Here is a 15,287-nt window from a genome sequence, read left to right as displayed (position 1 = left end):
TATTTGTGAGCTCCCTGCTGGACGGACTGGATCCGGAACAGGCTAAGGCTGCCTCCGCCCCGCGCGGCCCCGTGAGCATCATTGCCGGCGCCGGAACCGGTAAAACCCGCACCATTACCCACCGCATTGCGCACCTAGTCGACGGCGGTTTTGTTAACCCCGACCATGTTCTGGCCGTCACCTTCACCGCCCGCGCCGCTGCAGAATTACGCGAGCGCCTAGCGCTGATGAACATCCCCAAAGTGCAGGCCAAGACTTTCCACGCTGCGGCACTGCGACAGTTGAAGTACTTCTGGCCCGCCTATGCGGGTGATCTGCCATGGGCATTGTTGGATAACAAGTTCCGCGTTGTCTCCCGTGCCGCCCGCGCGGTTGGCGTCGAGACCAGCACCGCCATGCTCGCGGACCTCATCGGGGAAATCGAGTGGGCAAAGTCCTCCCTGGTCAGTGCGGAGGACTATCCGGATTATGTAGAGCCGCGTCGCCGCGATTGCCCGGTAGATCCGCAGACCTTCGTCAAAGTGTTTCAGGGGTACGAAAGACTCAAGACCACGCCCGAGGGTATGCTGCTGGACTTCGACGACCTGTTGCTACATATGGCAGCGGCCATTGAGTCGAATGTCGGCATCGCAGATGAGTTCCGCTCTCGCTACCGGACTTTTGTCGTCGACGAGTATCAGGACGTCACGCCGTTGCAACAGCGCGTTCTCGACGCTTGGGTCGGTGACCGCGATGACCTCACAGTGGTGGGGGATGCCAACCAGACGATCTACAGCTTCAACGGCGCAACCCCGGAATATCTGCTGGACTTCACCACCAAATACCCAGAATCCACCACTGTCCGCCTGCATCGCGACTACCGCTCTACCCCGCAGGTTGTAGATCTTGCCAATAGCGTGATTGGCAAAGCGAAGGGGCGCGTGGCGGGCACTCGGCTGAAGCTGGAAGGCCAACGCCCCGCTGGACCTGTCCCGGAGTTCCACGAATACCCGGACGAGCCTGCGGAAGCAGCGGCGGTGGTCAAGGAAATTCAGACCCTCATCAAAAAGGGCGTGGAACCGGCGAACATTGCGATTCTGTACCGCATCAATTCGCAATCTGCGAACTACGAATACGAGCTTGAGCAGGCCGGAATTGGTTACCAAGTCAAGGGCGGTGAAGGCTTCTTTAAGCGTGCGGAAATCCGCGAGGGTATGAATGCGATCATCGCCGCGGCCAAGAAATACGACCCAGACCCCGAAGATGTGCCAGATGCTATCCGCGCCGCTTTGGTACCCGTCGGCCTGACGTCCACGGAGCCCGCGGGTTCCCAGGAGCGTGCTCGATGGCAATCCCTGCAAGCACTTTTTGATCTGGTCAAGGAGATCACCTCCACTGCCGCGGAACCTTTAAGCATGCAGGGAGTGGTTGCGCTGCTTAAGGAGCGCATGAGTGCTAAGAACCCGCCGAAGTTCCAGGGCGTGACCCTCGCCAGCATTCACGCCGCAAAGGGTTTGGAGTGGGATGCGGTGTTCCTCGTTGGCCTTAATGAAGGCACATTGCCGATTCGCCACGCCCTGAAAGGGGCGGGCTCGGAAGAGGCAATCGAGGAGGAGCGTCGCCTGTTCTACGTCGGTATCACTCGTGCGCGTGAGCACCTGCACCTCGGTTGGGCGCTGGCCAGGCAGGAAGGCTCTACATCGAACCGACGCCGCACGCGCTTCCTTGACGGGTTGGTACCACAGGAGGAGGCCATGGAGGCGCAGCGCCGCGAGGGCAACCGAACCCGGGAGCGCCTCGGCGCGCCCAAGAATGCCTGTGTTATCTGCGGCACTCGTTTGGGAAGCCCGGAGCTGAAGATTCTTGGCCGTTGCGGCGAGCACGCCCCGGAAACCGACCACCTCCTGCTCACCGAACTGCGGGAATGGCGCACTACTCAGGCTAAGGAAAAGGCTGTGCCGGCGTATGTCATTTTTACCGACGCCACGTTGCGTGCCATCGCCGAACAACTTCCCACTACGGCCGACCAATTGGTGGCGGTGCCGGGCATTGGTCCGGTGAAGGTCAAGGAATTTGGCGAGGACGTGCTGGCGATCGTCAGCAACTACGCCTGACCCGCCTGAACTAGCCATACCCTAATAGAAAACGTTCGGCGCAAGGTCGCTCTGTCTCGCACCGAATAGCGGCTTACTTTGATGATGCCTATTTCCAGACAGAGGCGTACCCCACTGTTCAAGAGGCAGCGGCAGAGTTCGGCGTATCGAACCGGACAGTCCAGTGCGCGTTAGCCAAGACTGGTATCCAGCTCCCAACTGGCCCCTTAGGGCAGTTAGCTTTTAGATAAACCACTCAACTAAAGGAATCCATGGAATGCTGACTTCAGAGACTAAGCGAGATCTTGCTTTCCGGCTTGGGTTGACTCTTGGGGAGGTTCGTTGGGTTAGCTTATGCTCGGAAAGAGGTACACCCCAAGCGAACAGTTCGTAACTCACAAGAACTCCTGTTCGGCAGGGTAGGTTGATGTATAAACGAGCAGATGTGTCGCTTCCTCTAGACATTGTCGAACAGCCCGAGGCGATAGTCGGCGAGAAAGTTGGCTATGCGCGCGTCAGCTCCAAGGATCAAAACCTAGAGCGGCAGACCGAACTGTTGCGCAAAGAGAGAATCTTCTCTCTTTATGAAGACCGCATGACTGGTTCGACGCGGCATCGCCCAAGACTCGAAGAAGCTCTGCGGTATGTGCGCAAGGGTGATCAGTTGATTGTGTCATCCATGGATCGCCTTGCCCTCTCTCTGACCTGTATTCCATTGTTGGTGACCTCACCGCACGCGGTGTCTCGGTGAAGTTTCTCAAAGAGGGGCAGTTCTACTCGAAGGAATCGACGCCTGTAGCCAAGCTCTTGCTTGGTTTGCTTGGCTCAGTGGCCGAGTTTGAACGTTTCATTATTCGCGAGCACCAGGCCGAGGGCATTGCCCGGGCTAAAAAGCGCGGCGTCTATAAGGGACGAGCGAAAGCACTGACGGCGGAGCAGGTTGAACAGGCGAAAAAGGTGGATTGATGAGGGGATGCCGAATAAAAAGTGGCTGAACGTCTCGGGGTGGGGCGTACGACATTGTATGAATACATTAAGCTTGGCAATCCTTGATTCCGTGGTGGAGGGAAATCCAAAGGAAAGGGAAGTATCCTCCAAGTCGTATCTCTATTTTCTTTTTGTCGAGGATGATGATTCCTTGCTTTCGATTCTTCCGATCAAAAACGCTACCGCAAGTAGAACGAGAGACGCCTCAGGAAAAGATATCTTTGCGATCGCTAATACAATAGAAGCGATCGCAAAGATGCTGCTCAAATAGACTGGCAGGCTCTTCATTTTTGGCACTCTAACACTTCTCGACAGCAAGGCCGATTCCGCTTAGCTCGCTCGCTAGGCTGAGTAATCCATCCCTGATATCGGTTGCCTTGATCGAGCCACCCTTAGTAGCCAAGATCTTCTTGATTCCGCCTGCTTCTTCAATTGCAGCAGCTGCCTTCTTGGCTCCACCTAGGCTCTTTACTAGGCGAACGACATTGACTACCTTAGCGATGGGAACCACCGTACCTGCGAGGATAAGGGCGATTGCACCAGCACATTCCCAAGCGTTACGCGTCTGAACGCCCGTATTGTTCTGCAGATATGCGGCTAGCTGTTCATCCGTACTGTTCTCAACCACATCGTCCGGAATCGTGTCGATGTAGGCTAGCAGTTCGTCGATTTCCTGTTCATCCTCTGCGGTAAGTTCTTGTGCTTGCGCAGAAGGGCTTTCTGGGGATTGTTCGAGGTTTGTGGTTGCGCCTGCAGCGTGTGCCGTTCCGACTGGAATAGTGATGGCAAGACCTAGGGCAACTAGGCGAGAAAGAGTCTTTTCTTTCATCTCAAGCTCCTGTTCTGGTGAGTTTTAGGTTGAGCGATTCTAAACCTAGAAGATTGTTCACTCTTTCTAAACAGGTGTGCGGCTTTTATATCGCATGCGATACTCCTTAAAGGGGGCAATCAATAGATTGAGACTGCCTCGTGTCAGGGAGAGGAGAGAATATTTGCTTGAGGTTGACGTTAAAATGAGTGTTTGATCGACAGGTATTTGATGGCGAGGTCTAAACGGTTCTTCGCGGAGAAGCGAAGAAAGAGCTGCGAGATTATTTTCCTGATGGTGACCTCTGCTAGGCGCATTGATTCGCCAATTTCTACATTTGTTTTACCCTCGCAGATCAGGGATAAGACAATCTGCTCACGATTAGTGATTTTTGGCATATGAAGCTCACTACTAGCGGCTTTGGCGTCAAGAAGTCGGCTGAGGCAGTCGGGAGAGAGAACTGTTCCTCCGTGCGTGGCGTCGCGTAGAGAATGAATGATTGATTCTGGGGCTTGTCCTTTGATGATGTAGCCCACCGCGCCCAGGCTAAGACACTTGAGCATCGTGTCATCGGTGTCGAAGGCGGTCATGGCGACGAATAGGGGCGGGTGTTCAAGGTCTTGGATGTGTTGGAGTAGTTCAATGCCGTCGATATCCGGCATACGAACGTCAGAGAGGACGAGATCACAGGTGTTGGTGTCTATCCAGGCTAGTGCTTGCCTACCAGTTCTGGCCGTACCGGAGACCTCTAGGTCGTCGGTGGTGGAGAAGTATACGGGGAAAGTATCGAGGATGGTAGGGTCATCGTCGACTAGCAGGATGTGCGTGGTCATTTGTTGCACCACGGCAAGTGAGGCTTCTTGGAGCAGCTTAACCAGTCAGTGACGCTGAAGGGTGCTAACACGTTGACTTCATGTGTCAGCGGGTCAGTGATAGCGGGAGCCAGCGGTAGGAGCACACCAAGGGCTGCATATGTGATGGCTTTGGGCATGTATCTAGTTGTAGCCCACGGCTATCTTCACAGGAAGGGAAAATGGGCGACTGTGACCCATTCTTGATCATTGGAGCGAGTTGTCAGTGTGCCGCCGAGTGCGTGCAGTGTCTGGGACATGCTGGTTAAACCCAGATGGGTTGAGTCGGTGGGCGTTGCCTGTGTGGGGGTGTGATGGTTGGTGACAGTAATGGTTACACCCTCATCATCGGATGTTGTGTCGATAGCCACAGTGCTGTGGGGTGTGGCGTGCTTGATGATGTTGGTGGCTGTCTCGCTTAAGACACGTTCAAGAGCGGTGTTGTGTAGGGCCATGGTCACAGGAGTGTCCAGCCGGGTGGTGGTTGTGACGGTAAAGCCGTGGTCACGCAGCCGCTTTGTCGTGGTGTCCAGTGTGATCGGCAGACTGGTCGTTGGTTCGGAGTTGGGGTGGGTGTTGAGTGTGGTGAGCAGTTGCCGGGTGCGGTCAAGGGCGTTACGAGCGGTGCGTGCGATGTCTTTTAGTTCGTCGTGGCGCTGTGGGGTGGTGATGGCGAGTTTTTCTACCTGGACGATGACGGAGGTGAGATCTGCGGCGATGGAGTCATGCAGCAGGCTGGTGAGTTGTTGGCGACGGGCTTGTTGGGTGCGTTGGGTGTTGAGGTGTTGTTGGTGGTTGCGGTGGATCCATAAGCCAAGGAGGTAGGCCAGGGTAACGATGATACAAAAGATCATCAGCGCGATGGCCTCGAAATTGAAGTGTGCTTCGGCTGGTGAGTAGAAGCCGCCGAGGGTGATGGTGACTGCAATTAATAGGGCTAGCAGGTGGTGTCCGGTGGCAGTGATGGCGGTGATGAGGAAGACGCCGAGGAAGAGTTCCATACCTGTGGAATGGCCTGCTAGGAGTGCGCCGAAGAATGCCGTGATATAGATGCCTGTGCTGATGTGCGGGTGACGGGGTGCGACGATGAGGCTGAGGGCCTGGGTGATGATCAAAAAGGTAATCAGCGGCGTGATGGAGTGTTCGTTGAGGATGCTCGCGCCGCTGAAGATCAGTGCGAGAGTGGCCAGGATCACGGTGGTGGGCAGACGCTCGACAAGCATGAGCTTCAGGCTACCGGCCGTGGTAGTGCCTGTTATCTGCATGGGGCTCATCATACTGAATGCTCTTTACTCGTTGTCGCTGCCATGGGCAAAGAATCTTGCCCGGGGCGTGGAGACCGTACTCGAAGCGTCTTTGTGTTGAGTTTTCTCGTTGCTGTGTACCGCACTACGGTGACCTGGTTTGTTCGCTACCGCTGTATGAAAATGTCTCATCACTCAAACGAGAGGCCGCGATGTGCCCCTAAAGCCACTGAGGCGCGCACTGCGATGTTCGCAGAAAAATGCAATAGCGGAACAGATGTCTCGACGATCGTGACATGCTCAACTGCCACACACCTCTTGCATCTTTACCCATATCGTTTTGTCGGTACGGAATCGGGATGGTGTTACGCCTCTGCTTGGTGGGCGTGGTCGGGGTTTTCTCGGATCCAGCGGCGGGCCTGTTGCCGGGTCCACTGGGAAGGAACACGGAAGTCTTTTTCCGTTCATTGACACGGTCTTGCAGCCCCACAGACGGTCTGATCCGTCTGTGCGTTGCGTAGACCGCAGCGTAATCCGTCTAGTTGTTCTGCCCTCCCAGCGTGACCGTCAGACCATGGCACGCCGTGTCCGCGGCTACGTGCTGTCCGGCAGCCGTAGAGCCGGGACATCGACGTTCTCCGGAGACACCGGGAGGCGTCGGCATGCGCGAGCGTAAGGCTCTCTCCACGATGGATCGTATGGGTGGCCAGAAGGCCGCAGAGCGCTGGAAAGACCGCGTCAGTGAATACGCGCAAGCCGAGATCTCGAAGCTGTCAAAGGTTGCCTGATTAGCTCCGTACCGCTCGACAAGACAGACAGTTGTCGTTGAAAGGCACTTGATAGGTGCGCACTGCGCCACTGGCGAAATCCACGAGGCGCCGCTGGCTAAGGACCTCTGGGATCTCCGGGGCCGCGGGAATTTCCTCCTGCTGCAGTCGCGCCATTCGCCGCTCGCGTACGTACGCCCGGTGCGCGCGCCACCAGGGCAATACGTGTTCGTTGAGCATCATCGCTAGCTGTGTAGAGGCCGCTTGGACCAAGTGCCGTTCCGTACTTCCGGGACGCCCTGTTGCCTGCAGACGCACCCCACGCCAACCGTCGTCGATCTGCCCGTAGTAGCTATCCATACAAGCCAGGCAGGGAGTAACTCCTGGCACCACTAATGGTCCCAACACATTCCGACCATCCACGATCCCGGCTGGGTAGTGGGCTACGCGGTTGACCATAAGCGCATGCTGCACGTCCGGGGTGGGGAACACTGCTCCGGGGAGGACGATGAGTGACCGTCGTGCTTCGCTGGGTGCGGAGGTAATGCGAAAACTCAAACCCAGCGCTTCTAAAACGGGCTCTAATCTCTCGCTGGACACGCCGGACGCGAGCACGTGGAAGTCCACGTCCGCCTGCGATGGGCGCAGTATCTCTGCCCGCACCATCTCGGAGAGAATCAGCCGGGCATCTTCCTCGTCTACTCCGCAGTAGCCCAGTTTCTGGTGCAGCTCGTCGAAACCGATTCCGCTACGGGCTAGGGCAAAAACGTGCGCAACCTGGCTCGGATTCACGCTTTTCGGCAGCGGCAGGATCATAGATTCGTGCGGCAGCACGCCGAATTGCAGGCCGATCGTGGGCCTTGCCAGGATGGCTGTACTCGCCGGCAGGTTAAGCTTTAGCATGATTGCGTTCCCCAAAATCCCCTCTACAACCCCTCTGTAAAGACCCCTCGCACCGCGTACTCCCCACGCGCTGTGATTCGCCTCTCACCCTAGCAGGGAGGCATAGTCCTCGCAGGTGGAAAGGATAATCCGTGGTTTCCTCCTACCGCCACCGGGCGCTTGACCCGCAGCAGCTGGCTCGTGATGTGGAGGCAGAGCTCGCCCGCCAGCTCCAGGCAGGCGCCGAACCAAACCGAGTGCCGCCTGTCACCTTCCGGCTATCCGCTAGGCGCAAGAAAACCGTTGCAGTGCGGGAAGAAGGCAATGGGTTTTTGGTCATGGCTCCCGCGGCCATCGGAGAAGCCGAACTGCGCAGCATTAGCGTGGAGCTGCTCGGAAAGGCGCTGAAGAGTAGGCGTCATGCCCTAGGCAACGACGATCTTGCCGACCGCGCGCGGGAGCTAAACCGCAAGTACCTCGGTGGGCGGGCAACGATCGGCGAGATCAAGTTCGTAGCGAACATGAACACGCGCTGGGGCAGCTGTTCGGTGCAGTCCAAGCGCATCCGGATTTCGCATTACCTGCAGGACGTGCCGGGCTATGTGCTGGATGCGGTGATTATCCACGAGCTGATTCATACTTTTGTGCCGAATCACGGCCCGGAGTTTCACCGCTGGGAGGCGCACACCCCGCAGCTGGAGAAAGCACAGGGGTACTTGGAGGCTTTCAAGCGCTGGGGGATGCGCGATTAGCTAGTCCTCGGGGGTATCGGTGGTGTCGTCACCGTTGTCGCGCTTTTCATTGAGCTCCCGCTCGAGTTTTTCGATCTCGCTAATGGGGTTGAAATCCTCCATCTCGTCCTCGTCGAACGCGATGTTGCTGATGAAAGCTGCCGGGTTGTCGAGGTCGGACGCGACCGGAAGGAAGTCCGGGTGGTCCCACACGCCGTCGCGCTTTTTGACGCCCACCGCATCATCCAGCTTGCGCCACAGCTCGACTGCCTCGTTTGCCTTCGGAGCGGTGAAGCTAATTCCGAGGGCCTTAGTCAGATTGTCCATGGCAGGGGAGCCGTTGTTGCGGAACTCCGACCACGCGGCGTTGATCATGGCTGCGGCAGGGATGCGGGAGTCCAAGGCAACACCCGTCACATAATCCACCCACCCTTCGATCAGCGACAGGCTCGTCTCCAGGCGCTCACGGGCATGGACATTGGACGAAACGACTTGTGGGGAAAGATCCTGACCCTGCATGCGTTCCATCATTTCCTGCATCTTCGCCGGGTCGTTAAGGGATTCTGGGGTGAACTCGCCGGTGGCTTCCTCGATGGCGGAGTAGTCCAGCGATAGCCCGGCCGCGAACTCTTCGACATCCAGGATCAGACGTTCCACCAGCCACGGGACGTGCTTGAACAGACGTAGGTGCGCGGCTTCGCGCGCGGCCAGATAGATCAGCGCTTCGCGGGGCTCGCAGCCCAGCTTCTTGGCCATGACGTCGAGGTGTTCGGTGGCGATGGCTGCCGTCTCGCCCTGCGCCAGGGGTACGCCCCACTGGGTGGAAAGCACCACGTCGGTGGCCATCTCGCCGAGGGTATTACCCAGCTGCACGCCGAAATTCATGGCGTTGATCTGCTTCATCATGCCGGCGAGTGGGCCAAGCTGGCTGCGCATCTCCTCCGGCACACCGCCGAGTGCAGCATCGCCCAGCTTGTCGGCCAGTGGGGTAACCACACGCTTCCATGTTTCGAAGGTCTCATCCAGCCATTGCGCCGGGCCGAAGGCCACAGAGCCGGACGCGCCTGCGGGCAGGATAGTGGCTTCGTCTAGCCACAATTCAGCAAGGCGTACCGAATCTGCCACGGCTTGAGAATCGTTGTGGGTCGGACGAGTGTCCTTCCGGGTGGCTGCAATGCGCTGGCGGGCGGTGCGCTTGGCCATAGCATAGTTCACCGGCCCTTTGCCTTCGGAACTGTTCATGTCCGAGCCGAAACCGGAGAGCATGGAACCGAACTGGTTCAGGATGTCCCCCAGATTGCCCGCGCCAGCTCCGGGACCCATGCCGCCTGCACCCGTGCCACTGGTGCCGCCGCCCATCGGGCCGCCAAAAAAGAAGCCGAACGGGTTGTTTTCGTTCCCGTTGTTCTCGTTATTACGGTCCTGATCACGATCCCGGTCGTGATCCTTGTCGCGGTCCTTGTCGCCATCGTCATCGGAGTTGTGCGGGCCGTGGAAGCCAAAGCCGAATTTACTCATGTACCCCACCGTACCGACTCTCTCAGTGCGGAAACGACCCCGAAAGCCCGTTATGGTGCTATTTCCCGTGTGCTGATAGCGAACAGAGCGGTCGGGGTGCTTCGGCGGTGGTGGCCAACCTCGTCGGGGGATGCATGTAAAGTTAGGCGGGTGAAATTCTGGAACAGGCGAAATCGCACTATCGTCGTGGGCGCAGTGCCCGTCGTGGCGGTGCTTTCCCTCATCGGTCTGCCCTCGATTCCCGGCACCAACATCAACATCACCGTTCCCTATGCCGCCGAGGGCAACGGGCCGACGTTTAACACGCTGGGGCAGGTCGACGGTCGCGACGTTGTGGACATTACGGGCGCAAAAACCCATCCGACGAGCGGGAACCTGAACATGACTACCGTGTCGGTGCGGACAAATATGACGCTCCCGCAGGCTCTTAAACGATGGGCCACGACCGACGACACCCTGGTTCCAATCGAGCACGTTTTCCCCTCCGGAAAGTCCTCGGAGGAAGTACAGCGCCAAAATGCCGCAGCGTTCTCCAGCTCGGAATCCAATGCCACCATTTCGGCTATGAATCATTTGCATAAGCCGCTGGAAACCATGGTGATGGAGGTGACCGAAGATTCTCCGGCGCAGGGGAAGATCGAAGTCAACGACATCGTCACCAAGGTCAACGGGGAAGAAGTCAAGCTCCCCAATGAGCTGTCGGACAAGGTCAAGGACCAAAAGCCAGGCGATGAGGTGACGATCACCGTCAAGCGTCAGGGCAATGAAAAGGACGTGAAGGTCACTCTCGGTGAGCTGCCGAAGGAAATGCGCGCCGAGCACCCGGAAGGCACCGCGTTTCTCGGAGTGGCAACTGCGGCCCAGCCGGGCGGTGACATCAAGGTGCAATACAACCTCACCGATATTGGCGGCCCTTCCGCCGGTCTGATGTTCTCTTTGGCGGTGGTAGACAAGCTATCGCCCGAGGAAATCACAGACGGTAAGTTCGTCGCTGGTACTGGCACTATCGACGCCGCAGGCAAGGTTGGCCCGATCGGCGGCATCACTCACAAGATCGCCGCCGCCAAGGAGGCCGGCGCAGAGGTGTTCCTCGTACCGGAAAAGAACTGTGCAGAGGCGGTCCACGAGCCGCCGGAGGGAATCACCCTGCTTAAGGTCGACACGTTGGACGACGCCATCAGCGATCTCAAGGATTACAACGAAGGCAAGCAGGCCGATACCTGCAAGTAGCCCGTATCGTGTGCGGGGGTTTACTCGTCTGCCTCGAAAGTCGCGCGAAGTGTGTGGATCACGCCGGGGGCGATGTCATCGCCGCCGAGTAGCTGCACCTTGTCCTGGCCGAAAGGATCGGCCTCCAGCTCTTCTTCGCTGGGGCGTAGCTGGATAAGGGAACGCTCGGAGCCGGAAAAGTCGGCGTCACAAAGAACTCCGCTAAACAGGCGAGCCTGACGCGGGGCAGGGTCGGCGCCGGGGGCGGCGTTGGAGAAAGTGATTTCCTGCGCCAGGATCGCACCGACGACCGGGGCAGGCCAGCGGATAGTGGCGAGGAATTGGCCGAGCTCTTCACTACCGGGGCGAATGTGCTCCGGAATATCCTCCTGAACGACGAGTGCGAGGGGGTTGGATGGAGCCTCGTCATCGAATGCCTGCGGGGCCGCGTCGGCGATCAACGTGGCAGGGACTAATGCAAAAAGAGTGGCAGGCCGATCCCATCCCTCTGCCTGTACAAAGTCCACGGCCTCGCGCAGAGCAGCGTTGAGCACGCGCTCATCCTGCAGGTCGACGGAGTGGGAGGGATTGGAAGAGGTCATGCGGACAGCCTTTCTCAAAGTTACGTTGTGGGTAGGGGACGGAACTGGGATTTGTTATGACGCTGTAAGAATTGTACGTATCCTTGTGGAAACATCGCGATCAGCGACAGATACAGGCGCGATTAGCAGGAGAGTAACAAAGCCTTGAGCACGCCCATGCCACCGTCTTCGGGGCGACCGAAGCAGCAGTTCCCATCCGGTCCAGTGTCGAGCAGGCGCTCGAAGATACTGGGCATTGCGGTGGCGATTATCGCCATCGCCGTGTTCATCATCCCGGTGGTGGTGAGCGTCTACACGGACTTTGCCTGGTTCCGCAGCGTGGAGTATCAGGGTGTGTTCCAGAACGTGATTGTCACGCGTGCAGCGCTGTTTGTGATCTTCGGCCTGATTGGTGCGCTGATCTCTTGGCTGGCTGCGTTCTTGGCCTATAGGGCGCGGCCGGACGAGATCGACTCGCTGGGAACGTCTTCGCCCCTGGCGGAGTACCGTCCGCTGATCCGGCGCAATATGCGGCCATTCCTGGTGGGTATTCCACTGTTCGTCGGCGTGATCACCGGCATAATCGTGCAATCGAATTGGCGCTCTGTGCTGTTGTTCTTGAATGGCTCTAACTTCGGCGTGCGCGATCCGCAGTTCAATATGGATCTCGGTTTCTACGCATTTAACCTGCCCTTCCTGCAGCTGCTGATCTCTACCTTTAGTGTGCTGCTGATCCTGGCTTTCGTTCTTAACGGCGTTGGCCACTACCTGCTGGGTTCCATCACTACGGGCAATCCGCGGGTGGGGGAGAAGGCCTCTATTTCTGTCCACGCCCGTCGCCAGCTGGCCATCATCGCGGGTGCGTGGATGTTGCTGAAGGCTGTGGGGTACTGGTTTGACCGCTATAGCCTGCTGACCCGCTCGCACGATACTTTCACCGGTGCGTCGTACACGGATATCAACGCGGTGCTGCCGGCACAGATCGTGCTGCTGGTGATCTCCATCTTCGTGGCTGCCATGTTCTTCATCACCATTGTGCTGCGGGATCTACGAATCCCGGCGCTGGCTGTGGCGCTGATGGTGGGTTCGTCGCTGACCGTGGGCTTCGCCTGGCCCGCGCTACTAGAGCAGTTCTCCGTGAACCCGAACCGTGCGGAAAAAGAGCGCGAGTACATTGCCCGCAATATCGAGGCCACCCGTTTCGCCTATGGCATCGGTGACGACAAGGTGACCTACGACCGCGACTGGGGTTCGTCAGGCGATGCAGCGTCTAAGGAGCAGAAGAAGGCCGTCGCCGACGATTCCGCCACTTTGTCCAACGTGCGTCTGCTGGATCCGGAGGTACTGACTCCGACGTTTACCCAGCAACAGCAGCTGCGTAACTTCTATGGTTTCCCGGATGAGCTGGCCATTGACCGCTACAAGGTCGATGGCAAGATGCGCGATTTCGTGGTTGCTGCCCGCGAGTTGAACCCGAATACCCTGGATGGCAACCAAAACGACTGGATTAACCGCCACACGGTGTACACACACGGCAATGGCTTTGTGGCGGCGCCGGCCCGCAAGGTGGATGAGGTCGCTCGCGATGTCGGCTCGGCCCGCGGTGGCTACCCGGTGTACACGGTCGCGGATCTGCAGTCCATGGAGTCCGGTAAGCAGGGCGGCGAGCTGAAGCTGGATGTAAAGCAGCCGCGTATCTACTTCGGTCCGGTCATTGCCTCGTCGAAGCAGAGCAATGCTGACTATGCGATCGTCGGTAACACCGAGGGTGAGCCGCTGGAGTACGATACCGACGCATCAAACTACTCCTACACCGGCACCGGTGGTGTGGACGTGTCGAACTACTTCAACCGCCTGATGTTCTCGGCTCACTTCGAGTCGATGAACATGCTGCTGACTGACCGCATCGGCAAGGGGTCGAAGATCCTCTATGAGCGCGATCCGCGCGAGCGTGTGCACAAGGTGGCGCCGTGGTTGACCACCGATTCCAAGACCTACCCGGTTGTGATTGACGGCCGTGTGAAGTGGGTTGTAGACGGGTACACCACGCTGAATAATCTTCCCTACTCCGAGCGCATTGGGCTCACTGATTCTACTGCTGACGCCATTAATCCCGATGGCGTGAGCGAGTCCCAGGTGGTCGACAACGAGGTTGGCTACATTCGCAATTCTGTGAAGGCTGTGGTGGATGCCTATGACGGCAGCGTGGACCTGTACGCCTTCGATGAATCGGATCCGGTGCTGAAGGCGTGGCGGGGCGCGTTCCCGGGTGTGGTGAAGCCGCGTTCGGAGATCAGTAAGGAGCTGGAGGATCACCTGCGCTACCCGGAGGATATGTTCAAGGTGCAGCGCGAGCTGATCGCTAAGTACCACGTTTCCGACCCAGGCGTGTTCTTCCAAAACGACTCGTTCTGGTCGGTGCCGACGGATCCGACGGCACCGCAGGATCGACAGGACAATGCGCAGCCTCCGTACTACGTAGTGGCGGCGGATCCGAAGACGAATAAGCCTTCTTTCCAGCTGATTACTCCGTTCCGTGGTCTGCGTCGTGAGTTCCTGGCTGCACACATGTCGGTGAGCTCCGATCCGGATAACTACGGCAAGATCAGCGTGCGGGTGCTGCCGACGGGCACTCAGACGCTGGGCCCGAACCAGGCGCAGGACACCATGATGTCCTCCGACGAGATCGCCCGCGAACGCACCCTGCTGAAGGGTACGAATGACCTGACCAACGGCAACCTGTTGACACTGCCGGTGGGCGACGGGCAGATTCTGTACGTCGAGCCGGTCTACTCGCAGCGCAGTGGGCAGGATTCCGCTTTCCCGAAGTTGTTGCGCGTGCTGGTGAGCTACAACGGTCAGGTGGGTTACGCGCCGACTATTGCCGAGGCGCTGAGCCAGGTGGGCATTAACACGTCCTCCACTACGGATATCCGCGAGATCGACGGTTCTGTGGTTGACCCGGGCAAGGATAAGGACAAGAAAAAGTCCAAGGACGAAGACAAGAGCAACGCTGACGGCAAGGACAGCGGCAGCAACGACGACAAGGATTCCAACGCGAAGGGTGCAGCGGGTAAGACGGACAAGACCGACGGCAAGGGCACTGATACGTCTCCGGAGCAGCGTGTGCGCGATGCTATGGACAAGGTGAACAAGACTCGCGAGTCCGGTTCCTTCGAGGAGTTCGGTAAGGCGCTGGACGAACTGGATAAGGCGGTTCAGGATCTGCAGTCGGATCGTTAAAGCGAAAGTGAAACCGTCTGTGACCAGGCGATTTCACTTTATCCACGGTCTGCGTTACAGTAGTGGAGTCGCTGACGCGGTAGCGTTAAGCACTCGTCGCGGGGTGGAGCAGCTCGGTAGCTCGCTGGGCTCATAACCCAGAGGTCGTAGGTTCGAATCCTGCCCCCGCTACCAATAGCGCCCTTCCTCTAGCTTTCACGTTAGAGGAGGGCGCTTCTTTTTGTCTCCTGGATATATGCGGGGGTTAGCAGCTTCCCTTACAGTTGTGGGTTAAGTAAAGAAAAGTGTGTCTTTTCCGGGCGTGTTGCGGTTATTTGATCCAGCCTTTTTGGATGCCGAGGTTGTGTTGGTAGCTGGTGTCGATGGCGGTGTCGTATTCTGCTGGTGCACCGAT

13 protein-coding genes and 1 tRNA gene are annotated in these 15,287 nt (G+C 58.0%); 8 read left to right on the top strand and 6 right to left on the bottom strand.

What is annotated here, in order from left to right; all coding sequences use genetic code 11:
• Nucleotides 1–5 precede the first annotated feature (5 nt).
• The 3 genes from AC05K6_RS04515 to AC05K6_RS04505 all read left to right on the top strand — a co-directional run bounded on the left by AC05K6_RS04515 (nucleotide 6) and on the right by AC05K6_RS04505 (nucleotide 3,038).
• Nucleotides 6–2,093, top strand: coding sequence for an ATP-dependent DNA helicase UvrD2 (locus tag AC05K6_RS04515; protein WP_476727897.1), 2,088 nt, complete (start codon nucleotides 6–8; stop codon nucleotides 2,091–2,093).
• Between the two features lie 406 nt (nucleotides 2,094–2,499).
• The gene (locus tag AC05K6_RS04510; RefSeq protein ID WP_034977663.1) at nucleotides 2,500–2,823 is read left to right on the top strand and encodes a recombinase family protein; all 324 of its coding nucleotides are present in this window, start codon (nucleotides 2,500–2,502) and stop codon (nucleotides 2,821–2,823) included.
• On the top strand, nucleotides 2,820–3,038 hold the full coding sequence (locus tag AC05K6_RS04505) for a recombinase family protein (RefSeq protein ID WP_476727896.1): 219 nt from the start codon (nucleotides 2,820–2,822) through the stop codon (nucleotides 3,036–3,038). Before AC05K6_RS04510 ends, AC05K6_RS04505 begins: the two co-directional genes overlap by 4 nt.
• A gap of 319 nt (nucleotides 3,039–3,357) precedes the next feature.
• On the opposite strand, the gene AC05K6_RS04500 is transcribed toward AC05K6_RS04505, so the two are convergent.
• The 3 genes from AC05K6_RS04500 to AC05K6_RS04490 all read right to left on the bottom strand — a co-directional run bounded on the left by AC05K6_RS04500 (nucleotide 3,358) and on the right by AC05K6_RS04490 (nucleotide 5,995).
• Nucleotides 3,358–3,888 carry a hypothetical protein gene (locus AC05K6_RS04500; RefSeq protein WP_034977660.1) on the bottom strand — a complete coding sequence of 177 codons (531 nt, stop codon included), beginning with the start codon at nucleotides 3,886–3,888 and terminating at the stop codon, nucleotides 3,358–3,360.
• Between the two features lie 179 nt (nucleotides 3,889–4,067).
• Nucleotides 4,068–4,700, bottom strand: a complete 633-nt coding sequence (locus AC05K6_RS04495; RefSeq protein ID WP_051894330.1) for a response regulator transcription factor — start codon at nucleotides 4,698–4,700, stop codon at nucleotides 4,068–4,070.
• Between the two features lie 185 nt (nucleotides 4,701–4,885).
• Nucleotides 4,886–5,995: a sensor histidine kinase gene (locus AC05K6_RS04490; RefSeq protein WP_476727895.1), complete on the bottom strand. Its 1,110-nt coding sequence runs from the start codon at nucleotides 5,993–5,995 to the stop codon at nucleotides 4,886–4,888.
• A gap of 527 nt (nucleotides 5,996–6,522) precedes the next feature.
• Here AC05K6_RS04490 and AC05K6_RS04485 point away from each other — a divergent pair.
• Nucleotides 6,523–6,750, top strand: coding sequence for a hypothetical protein (locus AC05K6_RS04485; protein WP_293790928.1), 228 nt, complete (start codon nucleotides 6,523–6,525; stop codon nucleotides 6,748–6,750).
• On the opposite strand, the gene AC05K6_RS04480 is transcribed toward AC05K6_RS04485, so the two are convergent.
• On the bottom strand, nucleotides 6,751–7,632 hold the full coding sequence (locus tag AC05K6_RS04480; protein ID WP_434825088.1) for a hypothetical protein: 882 nt from the start codon (nucleotides 7,630–7,632) through the stop codon (nucleotides 6,751–6,753).
• Nucleotides 7,633–7,763: 131 nt separating this feature from the next.
• On the opposite strand from AC05K6_RS04480, the gene AC05K6_RS04475 reads away from it, so the two are divergent.
• Nucleotides 7,764–8,363: a M48 metallopeptidase family protein gene (locus tag AC05K6_RS04475; RefSeq protein WP_434825089.1), complete on the top strand. Its 600-nt coding sequence runs from the start codon at nucleotides 7,764–7,766 to the stop codon at nucleotides 8,361–8,363.
• Here AC05K6_RS04475 and AC05K6_RS04470 read toward each other — a convergent pair whose 3' ends face one another.
• Nucleotides 8,364–9,860 (bottom strand): zinc-dependent metalloprotease, encoded by a 1,497-nt coding sequence (locus tag AC05K6_RS04470; RefSeq protein WP_434815586.1) that lies wholly within the window; start codon nucleotides 9,858–9,860, stop codon nucleotides 8,364–8,366.
• A 150-nt stretch (nucleotides 9,861–10,010) separates the two neighbouring features.
• On the opposite strand from AC05K6_RS04470, the gene AC05K6_RS04465 reads away from it, so the two are divergent.
• A complete protein-coding gene (locus AC05K6_RS04465; protein ID WP_476727894.1) occupies nucleotides 10,011–11,090 on the top strand; it encodes a YlbL family protein in 1,080 nt (359 codons plus the stop codon).
• Nucleotides 11,091–11,110: 20 nt separating this feature from the next.
• Here the strand turns inward: AC05K6_RS04465 and AC05K6_RS04460 are convergent, their stop codons facing one another.
• The gene (locus AC05K6_RS04460; protein ID WP_476727893.1) at nucleotides 11,111–11,671 is read right to left on the bottom strand and encodes a PPA1309 family protein; all 561 of its coding nucleotides are present in this window, start codon (nucleotides 11,669–11,671) and stop codon (nucleotides 11,111–11,113) included.
• 156 nt (nucleotides 11,672–11,827) lie between these two features.
• Here AC05K6_RS04460 and AC05K6_RS04455 point away from each other — a divergent pair, with 156 nt between their 5' ends.
• A complete protein-coding gene (locus AC05K6_RS04455; protein ID WP_476727892.1) occupies nucleotides 11,828–14,893 on the top strand; it encodes a UPF0182 family protein in 3,066 nt (1,021 codons plus the stop codon).
• 97 nt (nucleotides 14,894–14,990) lie between these two features.
• Nucleotides 14,991–15,067: transfer RNA gene (locus tag AC05K6_RS04450), tRNA-Met, on the top strand.
• Nucleotides 15,068–15,287 lie beyond the last annotated feature (220 nt).

It is taken from the genome of Corynebacterium sp. TUM25020 (genome assembly GCF_056388495.1).
This window is presented reverse-complemented; position numbering and strand designations above follow the sequence as displayed.